Source organism: Candidatus Nitrospira nitrosa, from assembly GCF_001458735.1.
Taxonomy (GTDB): domain Bacteria; phylum Nitrospirota; class Nitrospiria; order Nitrospirales; family Nitrospiraceae; genus Nitrospira_D; species Nitrospira_D nitrosa.
Genome location: NZ_CZQA01000001.1, coordinates 1,755,083 through 1,770,584 on the forward strand (window position 1 = coordinate 1,755,083; position 15,502 = coordinate 1,770,584).

General features: G+C 54.4%; 16 protein-coding genes. 15 read left to right on the forward strand and 1 reads right to left on the reverse strand.

Going from position 1 to position 15,502, the window contains the following annotated elements:
* The first annotated feature begins 6 nt into the window (after nt 1-6).
* From COMA1_RS08310 to COMA1_RS08355, 10 genes are all read left to right on the forward strand, one after another.
* Nucleotides 7-993, forward strand: a complete 987-nt coding sequence (locus tag COMA1_RS08310) for a D-alanine--D-alanine ligase (protein WP_090746480.1) — start codon at nt 7-9, stop codon at nt 991-993.
* On the forward strand, nt 990-1,850 hold the full coding sequence (locus COMA1_RS08315) for a cell division protein FtsQ/DivIB (RefSeq protein ID WP_176697939.1): 861 nt from the start codon (nt 990-992) through the stop codon (nt 1,848-1,850). Before COMA1_RS08310 ends, COMA1_RS08315 begins: the two co-directional genes overlap by 4 nt.
* The gene (gene ftsA, locus COMA1_RS08320; protein WP_407921314.1) at nt 1,850-3,091 is read left to right on the forward strand and encodes a cell division protein FtsA; all 1,242 of its coding nucleotides are present in this window, start codon (nt 1,850-1,852) and stop codon (nt 3,089-3,091) included. The genes COMA1_RS08315 and ftsA overlap by 1 nt, the downstream gene beginning before the upstream one ends.
* A 62-nt stretch (nt 3,092-3,153) precedes the next feature.
* Nucleotides 3,154-4,350: a cell division protein FtsZ gene (gene ftsZ / locus COMA1_RS08325; protein ID WP_090746486.1), complete on the forward strand. Its 1,197-nt coding sequence runs from the start codon at nt 3,154-3,156 to the stop codon at nt 4,348-4,350.
* 76 nt (nt 4,351-4,426) lie between these two features.
* The gene (pgeF, locus tag COMA1_RS08330) at nt 4,427-5,155 is read left to right on the forward strand and encodes a peptidoglycan editing factor PgeF (RefSeq protein WP_176697940.1); all 729 of its coding nucleotides are present in this window, start codon (nt 4,427-4,429) and stop codon (nt 5,153-5,155) included.
* A gap of 62 nt (nt 5,156-5,217) precedes the next feature.
* Nucleotides 5,218-5,928 (forward strand): YggS family pyridoxal phosphate-dependent enzyme, encoded by a 711-nt coding sequence (locus COMA1_RS08335; protein WP_090746493.1) that lies wholly within the window; start codon nt 5,218-5,220, stop codon nt 5,926-5,928.
* On the forward strand, nt 5,921-6,739 hold the full coding sequence (gene proC / locus COMA1_RS08340; RefSeq protein WP_176697941.1) for a pyrroline-5-carboxylate reductase: 819 nt from the start codon (nt 5,921-5,923) through the stop codon (nt 6,737-6,739). Before COMA1_RS08335 ends, proC begins: the two co-directional genes overlap by 8 nt.
* Nucleotides 6,739-7,035 carry a YggT family protein gene (locus tag COMA1_RS08345; RefSeq protein ID WP_090746497.1) on the forward strand — a complete coding sequence of 99 codons (297 nt, stop codon included), beginning with the start codon at nt 6,739-6,741 and terminating at the stop codon, nt 7,033-7,035. Before proC ends, COMA1_RS08345 begins: the two co-directional genes overlap by 1 nt.
* Nucleotides 7,036-7,055: 20 nt before the next feature.
* Nucleotides 7,056-7,568, forward strand: a complete 513-nt coding sequence (locus COMA1_RS08350; RefSeq protein WP_090746500.1) for a DivIVA domain-containing protein — start codon at nt 7,056-7,058, stop codon at nt 7,566-7,568.
* Between the two features lie 76 nt (nt 7,569-7,644).
* Nucleotides 7,645-8,775 (forward strand): serine hydrolase domain-containing protein, encoded by a 1,131-nt coding sequence (locus tag COMA1_RS08355; protein WP_090746503.1) that lies wholly within the window; start codon nt 7,645-7,647, stop codon nt 8,773-8,775.
* Between the two features lie 2 nt (nt 8,776-8,777).
* On the opposite strand, the gene COMA1_RS08360 is transcribed toward COMA1_RS08355, so the two are convergent.
* Nucleotides 8,778-9,095 (reverse strand): hypothetical protein, encoded by a 318-nt coding sequence (locus COMA1_RS08360; protein ID WP_141654263.1) that lies wholly within the window; start codon nt 9,093-9,095, stop codon nt 8,778-8,780.
* Nucleotides 9,096-9,230: 135 nt separating this feature from the next.
* On the opposite strand from COMA1_RS08360, the gene COMA1_RS08365 reads away from it, so the two are divergent.
* From COMA1_RS08365 to ispE, 5 genes are all read left to right on the forward strand, one after another.
* Nucleotides 9,231-9,791 carry a CDP-alcohol phosphatidyltransferase family protein gene (locus COMA1_RS08365; protein ID WP_090746510.1) on the forward strand — a complete coding sequence of 187 codons (561 nt, stop codon included), beginning with the start codon at nt 9,231-9,233 and terminating at the stop codon, nt 9,789-9,791.
* Nucleotides 9,792-9,940: 149 nt separating this feature from the next.
* Nucleotides 9,941-11,155: a type II secretion system F family protein gene (locus COMA1_RS08370; RefSeq protein WP_090746513.1), complete on the forward strand. Its 1,215-nt coding sequence runs from the start codon at nt 9,941-9,943 to the stop codon at nt 11,153-11,155.
* Between the two features lie 189 nt (nt 11,156-11,344).
* Nucleotides 11,345-13,039, forward strand: a complete 1,695-nt coding sequence (locus COMA1_RS08375) for an ATP-binding protein (protein ID WP_090746516.1) — start codon at nt 11,345-11,347, stop codon at nt 13,037-13,039.
* On the forward strand, nt 13,024-14,409 hold the full coding sequence (locus COMA1_RS08380; RefSeq protein ID WP_090746519.1) for a sigma-54-dependent transcriptional regulator: 1,386 nt from the start codon (nt 13,024-13,026) through the stop codon (nt 14,407-14,409). Before COMA1_RS08375 ends, COMA1_RS08380 begins: the two co-directional genes overlap by 16 nt.
* Nucleotides 14,402-15,313: a 4-(cytidine 5'-diphospho)-2-C-methyl-D-erythritol kinase gene (gene ispE, locus COMA1_RS08385; RefSeq protein WP_090746522.1), complete on the forward strand. Its 912-nt coding sequence runs from the start codon at nt 14,402-14,404 to the stop codon at nt 15,311-15,313. Before COMA1_RS08380 ends, ispE begins: the two co-directional genes overlap by 8 nt.
* Nucleotides 15,314-15,502 lie beyond the last annotated feature (189 nt).

Below are 15,502 nucleotides of genomic sequence, written 5' to 3' on the forward strand. Positions count from 1 at the left end.
GTATCTATGGGTAGAATGACGGATAGACGCATCGCGGTCCTAATGGGAGGTCGATCTTCCGAACGGGAGATTTCCCTGAAGACCGGCCAAGCGGTTTATCAGGCACTATTCCGTCGAGGATATGATGTCGTGGCCATCGACGTCGGTGATCGACTGTATCAAGACTTGAAAGAGCAGGATGTTGCCATCGCCTTTCTCTCGCTTCATGGGCTGGGGGGCGAAGACGGCTTAGTCCAGGGGTTTCTTGAGACCATCGGGATTCCATACACAGGGTCAGGCGTTCGGGCTAGTGCTGTGGGTATGCACAAAGTGATGACAAAGACATTGTTGGCCGCACATGGCATCCCGGTGCCTTCTGGAACGGTCATCCGTGCTGGAGAGAGGCCTTCGCTGGCGAAGGTTCTGAAGGCGTGCAAGCTTCAGTTACCGATTGTCGTCAAGCCGGTCTCGCAAGGCTCTACGATCGGCGTTACCATTGTGCGCCGCGCGGCTCAGTGGAAGGAGGCACTGGCACTGGCTCTTCGTTATGACTCTGAAGCGATGGTGGAGGGCTACATTCCTGGACATGAAGCGACCGTGTCGATTCTTGGCACAGCCATGGACAAGGCAGACATACTTCCGGCCATAGAAGTTGTGGCCCCGGAAGGGTTTTATGATTTTTCGGCCAAATACCAAAAGGGGAAGACTCAGTATCTCTGCCCTGCTCCGCTTCCGGCCAAAGTACTTCAGAAAATAGGGGAATTGGCCTACCGCAGCTACAAAGTCCTTGGCTGTGAGGGGGCTGCACGCGTGGACTTTCGCATCACGCCTCGAGGCCAGCCCTATGTATTGGAAATCAACACAGTTCCTGGCATGACCGCAACGAGTCTACTGCCCATGGCTGCCGCGCAGGCCGGCATCGGGTACGAGGACTTGGTCGAGCGGATCTTACGGTCTGCACTGGACCGTGCCGCTCGATGTGCTCAGTGCGCCCAATTAGGGCCTGTGTCATGAGAGTCTCATTTAGAAAACAACGAGCTGAGCCTGCCGTCCCGCGCCTGAATCGTTGGAAGGACCCATCAGGGGAAAAGGCGGTGATGCAAGGCGGGCGGATACGGACGGCCAAGCGAAAGGTTGCGGTGCGTCTCGGTGTGCTTGTGACGGGTCTGGCGATTCTGGGGTGGCTGATCACGACCGCCGTGACGTACTCCAGCCGCATAGTCCGTGACTTGCTTGAGATCCACACGATCACCGTTGAAGGTGTGCATCATCTTGACAAGCAGAAGGTGATCGAGCTGGCTCAGGTCAGACAAGGGATGTCGCTTTATCAGGTCATGCCCACCACCGTCGAAGAGCAGATCGAGGCACACCCCTGGATCAAGGAGGCTCAAGTTTCGCGAGTCCTACTCCATGAGTTGAAGATCGCGGTGATCGAGCGAAAGCCTGCCGCGATCGTCCGGTCGGCATCACAGAACTTTCTGAGTGATGAAGAGGGGCATATCCTGACCAAGCTGGGGCAGGCTGATGATGATACGTTTCCGTTGGTAACCGGAGTTGATCTTGACGGGTTGCTAAAGGGGACCGACGTAGTGCGACGCTCAATCATGTCTGGCATCGAACTGGCAAGAGTCATTGGGCACACCTTCGATGGGAGGTTGCGGGTACAGGCTGAAAACCAAACAAATCTTGTGGCGCTCATCCAGGGCGTTCGATTTCGATTTGGAGAGGAGTCGGTTGAGGAGCAATGGGAGCGGTTCCAACGCGTCAAACCAACGTTGAAATCACTAAATTTTGACGGCGTGGGGCGCGGGGTCAGTGAAGTGGATCTCCGGTACGATAATCGAATTATCGTACGGGAAGGCGGAGGGTGATTGCGGTGCCGAAGCGAGATCAAATTCTAGTCGGACTCGACATCGGGACAACAAAGATCTGCGCGATCGTTGCAGAGATGACCGATGCGGGAGGTCTCAGCATTATCGGCCTCGGCATGAGTCCCTCACGCGGCTTGCGTAAAGGAGTCGTTGTCGACATTGAAAGCACCGTTGAATCCATCAAGAAGGCCGTCGAAGAAGCAGAGCTGATGGCGGCTGTTCAGATCAACTCCGTGTACACCGGCATCGCCGGCAGTCACATCTCGGCCGAAAACTGCAAGGGTGTTGTGGCGCTGAAACGAGCGGAGGTGACTCGAGAAGATATCCACCGAGCCATTGAAAGCGCCCGCACGCTCGCGGTGATCCCGCAAGAGCGGAGGATCCTCCACGTGTTACCTCGAGAATTCATGGTGGATGGCCAGGAAGGGGTGCGGGAGCCGTTGGGCCTATCCGGAAATCGGCTGGAAGTCAACGTGCACGTCATCACCGGAGCGGTGACCTCAGCGCAGAATATCGTGAAGAGTGTCAATCGGGCTGGGCTTGACGTGGTCGACATCATCCTTCAGCCGCTGGCCTCCAGTGAAGCGGTGCTGAGCCAGGAGGAACGTGAACTCGGCGTGGTGATGGTGGATTTGGGGGGAGGGACGACGGACCTGGCCATTTTTTTGGATGGGAGCATCCGTCACTCGGCAGTTCTTCCGATTGGCGGACAGAATTTGACGAAGGATCTGGCCATTGGTCTCTTGACGTCGCAAACCGAGGCTGAAAGGATCAAAACTCAACATGGGATCGCGAGAACCGAATTGGTCATTGGTCATCAAGTCGTTCAGGTACCTTCGGTAGGAGACCGTCCACCTCGAACATTTTCTAGACGGGATATTGCGGAGATCTTGGAGCCTCGTGTCGACGAGATGTTCGAGCTTGTTCGGAGAGAAATCACGCGGGCCGGATACGAAGGCATGTTGGGGGCCGGGGTCGTGATCACCGGGGGTACATCGTTGTTGGAAGGGATGCCAGATGCTGCAGAGAAAGTCTTGAACTTGCCGGCGCGGCGGGGATTGCCATCGGGGGTGGGAGGGCTCCGAGATATCGTCGGTCATCCCAGCCATTCAACCGGGGTCGGTCTCTTGCTTCATGCCCGGCGACACGTCGATGAATTAGAGACTGCGGGGCTTCGAAACGGTGGGACTTGGGCAAAAAAAATGTTCAGCTGGACGAAACGGGTGTTGGAGGTCTTTTAACCTTATAAAACCCTTGCGGGCGTCAGACGCTCGGTGTGCGGGTGATACGAGGAGGTGCTCCGATGTTTGCATTTCAGGAAGATATGTTATCACCTGTGCGGATTAAAGTGATCGGAATCGGCGGAGCCGGGTGCAATGCGATCAACACGATGATCACCTCTGGACTCGCCCGTGTCGACTTTATCGCCAGCAACACCGATCTTCAGGCACTGGATCGCTCTCTGGCCCCGTACAAAATCCAGCTTGGGCCGGAGAGGACCCGTGGTTTAGGCGCTGGCGCGAAACCGGAAATCGGACGTGATGCCGCGCTTGAAAGTAAGGAGCATATCCGGGAATGCCTCGAGGGAGCGGATATGGTGTTCGTCACGGCCGGCATGGGAGGAGGCACCGGGACCGGAGCCGCACCCATTGTCGCCAGCATCGCTCGAGAAATGGGGATTTTGACGGTGGGCGTAGTGACGAAGCCGTTTCAATATGAGGGCCAACGGAGAAACAAACACGCCGAGGAGGGGATCCGCGACATGCGGCGGCATGTCGATACCTTGCTGATTATCCCCAATCAACGGCTCTTGGGCATCGTTGATAAATCAACCCCGCTCTTGGAGGCCTTTAAGGTGGCCGATGATGTCCTTCGGCAGGCCATTCAGGGTATTGCCGATGTAATTACGACGACGGGACATGTGAATGTCGATTTTGCCGATGTCCGCACGGTGATGTCACATACCGGTCGTGCCGTCATGGGAATGGGCGTATCACGTGGTCCCAACCGGGCGATTGAAGCCGCCCAGAAGGCGATGTGCAGCCCACTTCTTGAGGAAGGTAGCGTAGAAGGAGCCCGGGGAGTGCTTCTCAATATAACCGGTGGGGCTAGTTTATCGCTGCATGAGGTTGAAGAGGCGGCCAGCATTATCCAGCAGACGGCGGACTCTGAGGCCAACATTATCGTTGGGCAAGTGATTAATCCTGATATGGGTGAAGATCTCATTATCACGGTGATCGCAACTGGGTTTGAACGAGAAGAAGATCAGCCTGCGGCTCCTATGGCTGGTGACCGAGGAGTAAATCGGCCTGCAAAGCCGATCCAGCCGCTTTTGGCAGGGATGGTCGCATCTCTTGCGGCGGATCGGCCGATGAAAGATCTCGACCGTCCCACATTTTTACGGCGCATGACGGAGATGCGAGACCCAACGGATCGCGCGGCAATGACGGCTGAAGACGAATGGGATGTCCCAACATTTCTTCGTAAGCAGGCCGACTAATCCTGGGTCGCTCAGTACGTGAGATCGGGTGAACATTGAGATGGTAAGCGCATTCGTGATAACGGTCCCGGCATTTATGGATACGAAGAATCAGGCGCACCACTTTTTTGGAACCAGGCAGCACACGATGGAGCACGACCTGGAAGTTGGCAGACCTTTGCAGGGCGTCCAAGGGGCTGCGCCCTCAGCATGGACGTTGTCTGTTAAACAGGTTCATGGGACCGAGGCTCTGGTGGTGGATCGTGCGCTGTCAGCAGCCGACCGCTTTGTGGGAGGCTGGGACGCCTTGGTGACTGATCAGCCAGGGGTTATGGTAGCAGTGAGGACGGCCGATTGTGTGCCAATTCTCATGCATGACCCTGTCCGTGGAGTTGTCGCGGCAATCCATGCCGGATGGCGAGGAGCCGTAGAGGCGATCGTCCCCAAGACACTGGCGCTATTTGAGTCACGTTTTGGCTCAAATCCTAAACAGGTACGGATGAGTATTGGTCCATCAGCTGGCGCCTGTTGTTACGAAGTGGATGCCCCAGTTCTTGAACGTCTTCGCCAAGGGGTTCCTAGTTGGGAGAAGGTCGTTCAATTTCAGGGCGAGGGGAAGGCCAAACTGGACTTGAAGGGCCTTATTAAGGAGCAGGCATTAGCCCATGGAGCCACTCCACAGGCCATCACGACTGTGAACCTTTGTACGATTTGTCATGAGGATCTGTTTTTTTCCTATCGGCGAGAAGGAAAAGTCAATGGGACTATGATTAGTGCCATTGGCTTGCCACCCAGCGACGATAAACCAGTCTCTGCCAATTCTTAGTCTAATCCGATAGAATATGGGCGGCGTGCCGTAGGGGTGCGCTGGAATTTCTGAGTGGGCATATGGAATCGCTCGTCCAAGACACCATCAAAATACGGGTGCAATCAGTCCTAGCAAAGATTCGAGCGGCGGCAGAGAAGGCCGGCCGTTCATCCAGCGAGGTTCGCCTTGTGGCTGCGACCAAGACGGTCGGTATCCCGCAGATCGCAGAAGGAGTGCAGGCGGGCTTGTTCCTCTTGGGAGAAAATCGAGTCCAAGAGGCCCTTACCAAAATTCCTGCCTTCACCCATGGTTCCGTCCAGTGGCATTTTATCGGGCAATTACAGCGGAGGAAGGCGCGATCCGTGATCGGTGTGTTTGATCTGATTCACTCGGTCGACACCCTGGAATTGGCGCAAGAAATCGACCGCCGCGCTGGAGATGCCGGTCATCAGCAAGATGTGCTACTGGAGGTCAATATCGGCAACGAGCCGACAAAAGCAGGGTTTCGCCCAGACGATGTACCACAGGCTGTGTCAGAGATGGCGCACCTCTCCCATATCCGTATCAAAGGATTAATGGCGATTCCGCCTCCAACGAGTGATCCTGGTTCAGCCAGGCCCTATTTTAGAAAGCTTGCTGAATTAGCCAAGACGATTGATGCTCAACAGCTCCCGTCGGTGAAGATGGACGAGCTGTCCATGGGCATGTCGAATGACTACGAAGTCGCGATAGAGGAAGGGGCAACGCTTGTTCGGGTCGGCAGCGCCCTTTTTGGAGCACGACATGTCTAACGCAGTCGTTATGCACACCATTGGGTTTATCGGAGGTGGGCGCATGGCAGAAGCGTTGATCAGTGGGGTGCTCACTGCCCGGTTGTTTGAGCCGGGAAAGATTCGTGTGGCCGATCCAGATGCTACGAGGCAGGATCACTTGAAGAGACATTACGGTGTTCACGTGGGTCTCACGCATGATGAGGTGGTACGTGCAAGTGATGTCGTCATGCTCGCCGTTAAGCCGCAGGTCATTGCCGACGTACTCAGGGGACTGGGAAAGGGTGTCAGTAATCGGCTTATCGTGTCGGTGGCTGCCGGAGTTCCCATCAATCGAATTCAGGAACTTCTCGGCCCTCAAGCGTCAATTATACGTGCCATGCCGAATACGCCGGCGATGGTCGGGGCAGGGATGACGGCATTAACGGTTGGTCCAGGAGTTGGATCAGAGGCGGTCGCCCGCGTGCAGCAGATATTTGAATCGGTCGGGAAAGTTGTTCTGCTTGAGGAGCGCCTGATGGATGCTGTAACTGGTTTGAGCGGAAGCGGCCCCGCGTATATTTTCCTGGCTATCGAGGCAATGGCGGATGGTGGAGTAAAAATGGGTTTGCCTCGAGAGACGGCGAGTGTGTTGGCTGCGCAGACGGTTTTGGGTGCGGCTAAGATGGTAGTAGAGTCCGGTCAGCATCCTGCGCGTCTTAAGGACCAAGTCGCGTCTCCAGGGGGAACGACGATCGCGGGATTGCATCGGTTGGAACAGGGTGGCCTGCGAGCTGTATTGATGGACGCAGTTGAGGCTGCAACAAAACGATCTCAGGAGCTTGGAAACTAATGTTTGTGGTTGGAAATACCTTGTTAGGGCTGGCAACGGTGCTAGACTATGCCTTGTCTTTCTATAGTTGGATTATTATTGCACGGGCGCTTATTTCGTGGGTCAATCCGGATCCGTGGAATCCAATTGTCCAATTTCTCACTCGTGCAACGGAACCGATACTGGCTCCAATTCGTCGGCGGATTGGATTGGGGATGGGCATGGACCTTTCTCCATTGATCGTCATCGCGGCGATTTGGTTTATGCAAATTGCGGTTGTCCAGTCGGTAAAGGACATCGCAGTACGGATGAATTGACTCAACCAACGGGGGATGGCATGAAGATCACGCCGATTGATATTCAACAGATGGTGTTTCAGGTCAAGCTCCGTGGTTATGATCGCGAAGAGGTGAACCGATTTCTGGAAGAGATCGCACAGACGGTTGAATACCTGAATCGGGACAATGCCGCATTACGTGAAAAAATCTACTCACTTGAGCAACAGGTGACGGAGTTGAAGCGGACCGAGACGACGTTGTCCAACACCCTGGTTTCGGCACAGTCGTTGGCCGAGGACGTGAAGCGTAGCGCCCAACGAGATGCCGAGCTGATTGTGAAAGAAGCGGAATTGAAGGCTGGTGAACTCTTTCGGCAAGCACGGGTTGAGCTTGGGAATACCCAGCGGGATCTGTCCGTCCTGAAGAAGCAGCGTCTGCTGATGGTGGAGCGTATGCGAGCCACACTCAGCACATTCGAACGAATGCTGGATGTTGAAGCAAGTGAGGTCTATCAAGAGCATCACAGTCTGCCGGAGGAAAAACTGGAGGGAGAATCCAGCCCGATGCGATGATTCGTCGCATCTCATCGTCTCATCGATGGCCCAGTTGTAACGCTTCTTCCGGTTGTTGTACATCAAGCTTCTCCACATGTTCGAACCTTCAGCCATTCAGGTTGCACTCGACCGAGCCGTCGAGAATGGAGTTTTCCCTGGAACGGTATTGGCAGTGCGTCAGGGAGATGGCCCGATCGCTCGATTTTGTGCCGGTCGGTTATCAGTAGATCCACCAGGAGCCTCTGTTCTTACCTCAACTATCTATGATCTGGCTTCCTTAACGAAACCTCTGGCCACCGTGACCGCTCTTGTGCTGCTGATTCAGAACGGCCGGTGTCGGCTTGATGCGCATCTTGCTGAGTACCTTGAGGAATGCGGTGAGAGTCCGATCGGGTCTGCGACTCTCCGAGACTTATTGACTCATCAATCTGGATTGCCTGGATGGCGAGGGTATTATGAGCGGCTTAGTCCGGATGGAACCATTCCATCATCGAGAGAGGAGAGGAGCCTGGCGAAACAAAAGCTATTGAGCTGCATCCGATCGGAAGTTTCAGTCTATGCGCGCGGTGCTCGCAGCCTTTATAGCGATCTGGGGTTCATGTTATTGGGCCTGGTCGTTGAACGGACCAGCGGGCAACCATTGAATCAGTTTTTTTCTGATCGCATCCTGTATCGGCTGGGGAGCCCATGTATTCAATTTGTCCTGCCTGAAGAGCGAGACACATTTCTTGAGCGAGTGCGTGAAACACATGACGGGGTCGCTCCGACGGAGTTCGATCCCTGGCGAGGCCGGGTATTGTGTGGAGAAGTGCACGACCAGAATGCCGGGGCAATGGGAGGCGAGGCGGGTCACGCGGGGTTATTTGGAAATGTTGACGCAGTTATGGCTATCACAGGCGAGTGGCTAAGGGCGTACCATGGACAGCCGTCAATCCTCGATGGAGATCTTGTCAGGGAGTTTACCAAGCGGCAGGCGAAAGAAGGGGCATCTAGTTGGGCTCTGGGATGGGATACTCCCTCAAAGCCGTCATCGGCCGGATCGCACTTCTCAGCTCAGTCCTTCGGTCATCTCGGCTATACCGGAACTTCAATTTGGATTGATCCCGTAGCGCGTTTGGAGGTTGTGTTGATGTCCAATCGTGTTCATCCCTCAAGTCGGAATGAGGCGATTCGGGAGTTCCGTCCGGTGATCCACGACCTTGTCAGTCAAGAATTTCATACCTGACCTCAAAAGCGGTCTGGAAAATCGATCCAGGTTTCCTTCTCGGCGAGATACCTGGTGCCCTTAAAATTAGTTCGCGTTCGCAGACGTGTAAACCCAAAGTCTTGGAGTTTTTCAACCAATTCCTTTACGGCCGCGATAATGGTTGAGTGCGATCGGCTCTCCACGATCAATGCTTCGTACATCACTTTTGTCGAATAACCTGCAGAAGTTCGATTCACGAGGATGGCTCGGTTAAAGTAGCGGTCACTCGGATCCACCCCTTCCACTTGATGTTTTTCGACCAATCCTTCCTTCTTGAACAGAAGCGGTAACGTGCTCATACTTCCGTATCCCTTCGCCATCGGTTGAGATAGTAGACCACCTCTTTGATTATAGGAGGTGTCCCTCCCTCCCTGCAACTCGTTGACAAGCGCACCATCGGTTACTATGATGCCTCGCCTCGTCAAGTCGGAGGCATGTCCAAACGCCACTCCATGAATATTCCGAATAGTCTGACCATCCTTCGTATCCTCTTGGTTCCCGTCATTATTGGCTTCATGACCTATGGTTCCTATGGATTCGCCCTGCTGACACTGCTGCTCGCTGGCCTTACGGATGCAGTTGACGGCTACCTTGCACGTAAGCTTAATCAGCGAACACGATTGGGAACGTTGCTCGATCCGCTCGCGGACAAGCTGCTGCTGACATCAAGCTTTATTTCGCTCGCCGTGCTCCATCTTGTGCCGTCCTGGCTCGTCATCTTGGTTGTGAGCCGCGACCTGATGCTCCTGCTCGGGACGGTGGTCGCCCATGTGACGAGTACGCCGATTACTGTCACTCCAACGTTCTTAGGGAAGGGAACGACGCTGTTTCAATTGAGCTATGTTCTGCTTACCATTCTGCTGACATGGCGTGGGATCGATCGCTCGACGATTACCCCGCTGGTTGTCTTAATGGTTGGGTTTACCCTTGCCTCAGGATTCCACTACCTGTATCGAGGGTACCGAGATGCAAATGCAGCCCCTCCCCTGAGCTAATCCCCCTTGTTCAGTTTCACGACTCGACCCTGAGCCCAGGTAAATAATGTAATTGTTTTTGACAGGGTTTGGAGTCACCAGTAGACTCGCGTTGTAGTCTTCCTCTTATTTCGATAACCGGCATTGGAGCCGTAACAGGTTGAGAGCCTATGGCCACATTTGCGTATATTGGGCGCAGTAAATCCGGAGTCGTGAAAAAGGGTGAGCTGGTCGCCAAGTCGAGAGATGAGGCCGCGGAGCAGTTACGCAAGCAGAACCTCGTCGTCACGAGCCTCGAAGAGAAGGCGGCCAAAGAGGGATTCAGTTTTCAACTGGGAAGCGGGGTGAAGGAAAAGGACCTGGTCGTATTCACCAGACAATTCGGGACGATGATCAATGCCGGGTTGCCGTTGATTCAATGCCTCGAAATCCTATCGACACAGTCCGAGAATGCCGTATTGAGAAAGTCGGTGGGTGAGATTAAGGCACGGGTCGAAGGCGGATCAACGTTTTCAGACGCCCTCAGCAAACATCCCAAAATCTTCGATGATCTGTACGTCAATATGGTCCATGCCGGCGAGGTGGGAGGATTACTGGACACGATTCTCGGACGATTGTCGAAACATATCGAAAAGGCCATGAAGTTAAAAGGACAGATTAAGAGCGCCATGGTCTATCCCGCCGCCATTCTGGGCATCGCCGCCATCGTAATTACGGTCTTAATGATTTGGGTCATCCCGGTGTTCGAGAAAATGTTCAAGGAAATGTCCGGCGGAAAAATGGGACTTCCGGCACCGACCCAGCTCGTCATTGACATGAGTAATTTTGCGCAAGGGAATTGGTATATCATGCTGGGTGTGATCATCGGAGCCGTGGTGGGGCTCAAAAAATACTATGCAACTAAACAGGGGAGGTTGGCCATCGACAAGTTCCTGCTGAAATTGCCGGTGTTCGGGGACTTGATTCGAAAAGCATCGGTGGCCAAGTTCACCAGGACATTAGGGACATTGCTGGCGAGCGGGGTGCCATTGCTCGAGGCCTTGACGATTTGCGCCAAGACGTCCGGCAATAAGGTTGTCGAAGGAGCGCTTCTTGATGCGAAGGTCAGTATCAGCGGCGGGAAGACGATTTCGGAGCCGCTTGCAAAAAGCGGTACCTTCCCGAAGATGGTCACACACATGATCTCGGTCGGAGAGTCAACAGGCGCGTTGGATACCATGCTTGGGAAGATCGCGGATTTCTATGAAGACGAAGTGGACGAGGCTGTTGGAAATCTCACGGCACTCTTGGAACCAATGATGATGGTCTTTCTGGGAGTCACGGTCGGCTTCATCGTGGTGGCGATGTATTTACCAATCTTCACGATGGCCTCTGCGATTGGGTAACACATGCGCTGAGGTGGGTGCGTCTTCTTCTCACCTCGGGGACCAAGCTGATCGGACGGCTGTCCATCCATGTTTCGGCAACGCTAGAAGTATTCTTCCCGCCCGTAGATCTTTCAACTCCTAGGTTCGCTCCAGTCAGCCAGCTCTCCTGAATGAAGGACAATGGCCTGACAATAAGGTGGTCGCTGCGTGGACGAAATCAAGACCAGAATTTATTGGCTGATGGGCTGGCGGGTTGTGCTTGTTACGTTGCTCTTGGGGTTGTCCCTTGCCTTCCAGGTGACGAAGGGTGAGCGCGTCGAAACGTTCTATGCCTTGATCGTGTTCACCTATGCGGCCACGATCCTCTACGCCCTCACCCTGCAACATCTTGTTCGTCCAGAAGTACTTGTGCGGTTTGCATGGGGGCAGATCGCCATAGATTTTGTCGTTGAGTCTGTGCTGATCGCACGAACAGGCGGGATAGAAAGTCCCTTTGCTGTGCTCTACGTCATCAGCGTGACTGTGGCGAGCTTGGTTCCACGACGCCGAGTCGGCCTGTTGACGGCAAGCCTCTGCATCATCCTGTTTGGACTTCTTACTAATTTGCAGCTGTATGGTCTCACGGAGATCTGGGGCTGGCTTCCTCATACTCGCCTGAGTGCCGCGGAAACGCTTCAGGCGTTCGGCGTGTATGCGCTGGCCTTTCTGGTCGTCGGGTTCCTGAGTGGGGCACTTGCGGATCAATTGCGGACGGCGGATCAATCGCTCCGAGAAAAAGAGCAGGGGCTCCATCGTCTGCGCGCGTTCCATGAGAACATCGTGAACAGCATCAGTAGCGGGGTGTTTACAACCGATGCGCATGGCCTGATCACGTCATTTAATCCTGCAGCTGAAGAAGCAACCGGCTATTGCAGCAAGGAAGTCCAAGGACGCCCTTGGCGCGAAGTATTCAACTGGCAGCCAGAGGGATTGAAGAATGAAGGGACTGAGCGCGTTTCACATAATCTGCGATTTGAGGTCGAGTGTAAACGGGCCGATGGGAATCGGTTGATTCTTGGCATGACACTCGGCCCCTTACACGAGCAGGGGGAGACGACGGGTCTGGTGGGTGTGTGTAAGGATCTCACGCAGATCCGGGATTTAGAAGAGGAAATGCGGCGTAAGGAGTGGCTTGCCAGTCTTGGGGAAATGTCGGCGGGGATGGCACATGAAATTCGCAATCCGCTCGGTGCCCTCGCCGGTGCCATGCAAATGCTTCGGAAAGATGTCCAGGCCGACGAGACGAGTCAACGGTTGGTGGAGATCGCAGTTCGGGAAGCGACTCGATTGAATGCAATCATTACCGAGTTCTTACAGTATGCCAGGCCTCCAGCTCTCAATTTGGCCGAGTGTGATTTGAACAAAGTCCTTGCTGAGACGTTTGATCTGGTACAACATGAAGCACGAACGAGAACGAACATCACTGTTGTGACCGCTCCATGTTCCGACACACTGCCTGCGCAAGTGGATCAGGATCAGATGAAGCAAGTGTTTTGGAATTTTGCGGTGAACGCGTTTGATGCCATGCCGAAGGGCGGCCAGCTGACGGTATCAACTGGATGCCGAAAGGTAGATGTGGCGGGTCGGAAGGCTGATGTGATTGAAGTGTCGTTTCAGGATACGGGAGAAGGTATTCCGAAGAAGAACCTCGACAAGATCTTTCTCCCCTTCTTTACCACCAAGAAGAGCGGGTCCGGATTAGGATTGGCGGCGGTCCATCGCATCGTGGATCTTCATGGCGGGTGGATTAAAGTAGAGAGTGAGGAAGGGCTGGGAACGCGATTCGGGGTCTGTTTGCCTCGCACCGCAGATTCTGGAATCAGACTCTGGCATGAGGGAAGAGAACCGTGGAAAAGATCTTAGTCGTCGATGATGAACAAAGCTTGCGTGAGGTATTGAGCATCATGCTCAAACGGGCCGGGTATGCCGTAACCATCGCGATGGATGGTGAGGATGCCGTTGAATTACTGCAGAAGGAGATCTTCGACCTGGTCATCACCGATCTACGCATGCCCAAAGTTGATGGGATGGAGGTCCTCAAAGCGGTCAAATCAGCCTCTCCTGAAACGGTGGTCTTGATCATCACCGCCTTTGCGAGTGCGGATTCAGCCGTCGAAGCGATGAAGCAGGGAGCCTATGACTATCTGACGAAACCCTTTCAAGTCGATGAAGTGCAGTTGATCATCCGGAATGCGCTGGAAAAGCGACGCTTGACGACCGAGAATATGCTGCTCAAGCGAGAAATGGCGAGTCAGTCGTCATTCGCGCAGTTGGTCGGTCAGAGTGAAGCGATACAGCGAGTGTTTGAGGTCGTGCGAAAGGTTGCCGACTCAAAAAGCAACGTGCTGATTTGCGGGGAAAGTGGTACGGGGAAAGAACTAGTGGCTCGCGCGATTCACTACAACAGCGCGCGAAGCGCCTTGCCGTTTGTAGCCGTGAACTGCAGTGCGGTCCCGGAAACCTTGTTGGAGAGCGAGCTCTTTGGCCATATGAAGGGATCATTCACTGGGGCGATCGCGAATAAAGCAGGGTTGTTCGAGATCGCAAACGGCGGAACGATCTTTCTTGACGAAATCGGAGACACGACGCCGACCATTCAGGTGAAACTGCTTCGAGTAATTCAGGAGCGAGAATTTCGTCGAGTGGGGGGCAGTCAAGACATTAAAGTCGATGTGCGTATAGTGGCGGCCACTAATAAGGACCTCGAAAAAGCCGTGGCGGACGGGTCATTTCGGGAGGATCTCTACTATCGCTTGGATGTGATCCCCATACGGCTACCCCCGTTACGAATGCGGACGGGTGATATCCCACTACTCGTCAATCACTTTCTGGAGCGATTTGCGAAGGAAAGTGGGAAGCCAAAACCGGTGTTCAGCTCCGACGCGATGCATGTCCTGTTGGAACATGAGTGGCGCGGCAACGTTCGTGAGCTGGAGAATCTGATCGAGCGGGTCGTGGCGTTCTCTGTGGATGGACCGGTAACGGAGGCCGATGTGCGCGGATGGCTTCATCGCCCCACGGCGCCGCCGCCAGTACAGGGGATGCCGCTGGACTTGACCGACGAAGGCGTGGATCTTGAGGGGCTGATCAACGGAATCGAAAAAGATCTGTTACTCAAGGCACTGGAGCGGTCCAAATGGGTGAAGAAGAAAGCGGCGCGAATGCTCCGGTTGAACACCAGATCATTTCGGTATCGGTTAGAGAAGTATGCTATAAAAGGAGGTCGTGACTAACCTTTCTTCCGCATCGACCTCTACGCCTCTCTCCATTCGCGTTGTCGCACCTGCCAAGATCAATCTCGTGTTGCGCATTCTTGATCGTCGCACCGACGGCTATCACAATCTTTGGTCGCTCATGCAGACGGTCCAGGTAGAGGACGAGATCACTATTGCGCAGACTGATACCCACCCAGGAGTCACATTGCGTTGTGACGATCCATCCTTGAAAGCGGATGGTTCCAATTTGGTTTATCGCGCGGCAATGGCGGTCATGGAACAGAGCGGATGGGTAGGGGGATTGGACATCACTCTCGCGAAGCGGATTCCAATGGGAGCTGGGTTGGGAGGCGGGAGTAGCGACGCGGCTGCGACGATTCTCGGCTTGAACCAGTTGTTCAATCTGGGATGGTCGGCGGAAAAAATGGCACACATCGGTCAAACGCTCGGGAGCGATGTGCCGTTCTTTTTCTTCGCGCCCTCCGCGACTGTGGCAGGGCGCGGTGAGCAGGTTGCTCCAGTTCGAATCAAAGGAACGCGATGGGTCGTTTTGGTCAACCCGGGTTTCCCTGTGGAAACGAAGTGGGCGTATCAGCAACTGTCTGCCAATCGAGCCGGCGTGGCTCCACTATCCCGGTCCCATGCCATGCTGGAGCAAGTATCTGAGTTGGGATGGGAGCAGGTGCTGGAGGCAGCAGAAAATGACTTCGAAGGACCGGTGTTTAAGACCTATTCCATGCTGCAGGAGATCAAGCAGCGACTGCTAGCTCACGGGGCTGAGGCGGCGCTTCTCTCGGGGAGCGGGGCGACCGTTTTTGGCGTGTTTCGTGAGGAGGCGAAGGCTCGTCAGGCACAAGCCCTATTTATGAATGAGCCACAGTTTAAGGTGTTTGTCGCACAGACCTCACACCCATCGTCTTGACCGCTCCAACATTCTTCCTGTCGTTTGTTGACAGAGACTGGAGATTTCTTATACAGTTTCACCCCTTGATTGGTTTCCCCAGTCGTGTGTGCTGCCACGTGTGTTGTCAGGCTGATACCGATCAGCATTGTGTGCCGCACAAGAACCACTAGAGAATCCAGCACGTTAGATTAAAGACGAGACGGTCAG

What these genes read in the sequence shown, in the direction of transcription:
- COMA1_RS08345 (WP_090746497.1), top strand. Translation starts at nt 6,739, where the DNA reads ATGTTTGTGGTTGGAAATACCTTGTTAGGGCTGGCAACGGTGCTAGAC.
- COMA1_RS08360 (WP_141654263.1), bottom strand. Translation starts at nt 9,095, where the DNA reads ATGAGCACGTTACCGCTTCTGTTCAAGAAGGAAGGATTGGTCGAAAAA.
- COMA1_RS08310 (WP_090746480.1), top strand. Translation starts at nt 7, where the DNA reads ATGGGTAGAATGACGGATAGACGCATCGCGGTCCTAATGGGAGGTCGA.
- ftsZ (WP_090746486.1), top strand. Translation starts at nt 3,154, where the DNA reads ATGTTTGCATTTCAGGAAGATATGTTATCACCTGTGCGGATTAAAGTG.
- COMA1_RS08315 (WP_176697939.1), top strand. Translation starts at nt 990, where the DNA reads ATGAGAGTCTCATTTAGAAAACAACGAGCTGAGCCTGCCGTCCCGCGC.
- COMA1_RS08355 (WP_090746503.1), top strand. Translation starts at nt 7,645, where the DNA reads ATGTTCGAACCTTCAGCCATTCAGGTTGCACTCGACCGAGCCGTCGAG.
- COMA1_RS08350 (WP_090746500.1), top strand. Translation starts at nt 7,056, where the DNA reads ATGAAGATCACGCCGATTGATATTCAACAGATGGTGTTTCAGGTCAAG.
- COMA1_RS08365 (WP_090746510.1), top strand. Translation starts at nt 9,231, where the DNA reads ATGTCCAAACGCCACTCCATGAATATTCCGAATAGTCTGACCATCCTT.
- proC (WP_176697941.1), top strand. Translation starts at nt 5,921, where the DNA reads ATGTCTAACGCAGTCGTTATGCACACCATTGGGTTTATCGGAGGTGGG.
- COMA1_RS08370 (WP_090746513.1), top strand. Translation starts at nt 9,941, where the DNA reads ATGGCCACATTTGCGTATATTGGGCGCAGTAAATCCGGAGTCGTGAAA.
- COMA1_RS08335 (WP_090746493.1), top strand. Translation starts at nt 5,218, where the DNA reads ATGGAATCGCTCGTCCAAGACACCATCAAAATACGGGTGCAATCAGTC.
- pgeF (WP_176697940.1), top strand. Translation starts at nt 4,427, where the DNA reads ATGGATACGAAGAATCAGGCGCACCACTTTTTTGGAACCAGGCAGCAC.